Source organism: Parendozoicomonas verongulae (assembly GCF_009711465.1).
In the GTDB taxonomy this organism is placed as follows: domain Bacteria; phylum Pseudomonadota; class Gammaproteobacteria; order Pseudomonadales; family Endozoicomonadaceae; genus Sansalvadorimonas; species Sansalvadorimonas verongulae.
This window is the reverse complement of record NZ_SMME01000572.1, coordinates 650-1,540: the sequence shown is the minus strand read 5'-3', so window position 1 is coordinate 1,540 and position 891 is coordinate 650. Positions and strand designations below refer to the sequence as shown.

1 protein-coding gene is annotated in these 891 nt (G+C 55.1%); it reads right to left on the bottom strand.

Annotation, left to right across the window (positions count from 1 at the left end; translation table 11 throughout):
- The coding region (locus E1189_RS01590; RefSeq protein WP_155158346.1) for a hypothetical protein at positions 1 to 870 on the bottom strand (870 nt) is incomplete at its 3' end.
- Between the last annotated feature and the right edge of the window lie 21 nt (positions 871 to 891).

Below are 891 nucleotides of genomic sequence, written 5' to 3'. Positions count from 1 at the left end.
ACAGGTTTCGAACCCTGCAAACAACTGCTTATCGAGTTCTAGTTCATCAAACTGCCTCCATGCTCCCGTATCAATAAAAATAGATGCGAGACCCAGTTCAATCTCCTTGTTTTCACAGGGAGTATCCGCCTTCCCCCCGGCCGCCTGAGTGCGCAGTCGGATAAAAATATCCTGGGCCGCTTTCAGACTGTCTGGATCTCCCATGAGTTGAAGATGCCTGCCCAGTGTTATCTCGATATCCTTGTCATCACAGGGGGTATTCGGCTGCCCCCTGGCCGCCCGGGTACGTAGCCGGGTGTAGATCTCCTCTGATGCTTTCAGGTTGCCCATGATCTCAAGCAGCCTGCCCAAAGCCAGTTCGATCTCCTTGTCCTCGCAAGGGATATTCGCCTGTCCTCCAGCCGCCCGGGTACGTAGCCGGGTAAAGATGTCCCAGGACGCCTTCAGGTTATCCTTCCCACCAATGATCTGAAGCAATCTGCCAAGACTCATTTCGATCTCCCTGTCCTCGCAAGGGATGTTCGCCTGTCCCCCGGCTGCCCGGGTACGCAACCGGGTAAAGATGTCCAGGGCTGCTTTCAGGTTGTCTGTGCCTCCCATGGCCTGAAGATGCCTGCCCAGTGTTAACTCAATCTCCCTGTTTTTACAGGGAGTATTCGCCTGCCCCCCGGCCGCCTGAGTGCGCAGTCGGATAAAAATATCCAGAGCCACTTTCAGATTGTCTGGACATCCCATGAGCTGGAGATGCCTGCCCAGAGCCAGTTCAATCTCCTTGTCATCACAGGGGGTGTTTGTCTGCCCCTCGGCCGCTCGGGTGCGCAGCCGGGTAAAGATGTTCAGGGCCATTTTCAGATTGTCCGTGCCACCCATAACCTGAAGTAATCTGCCCAA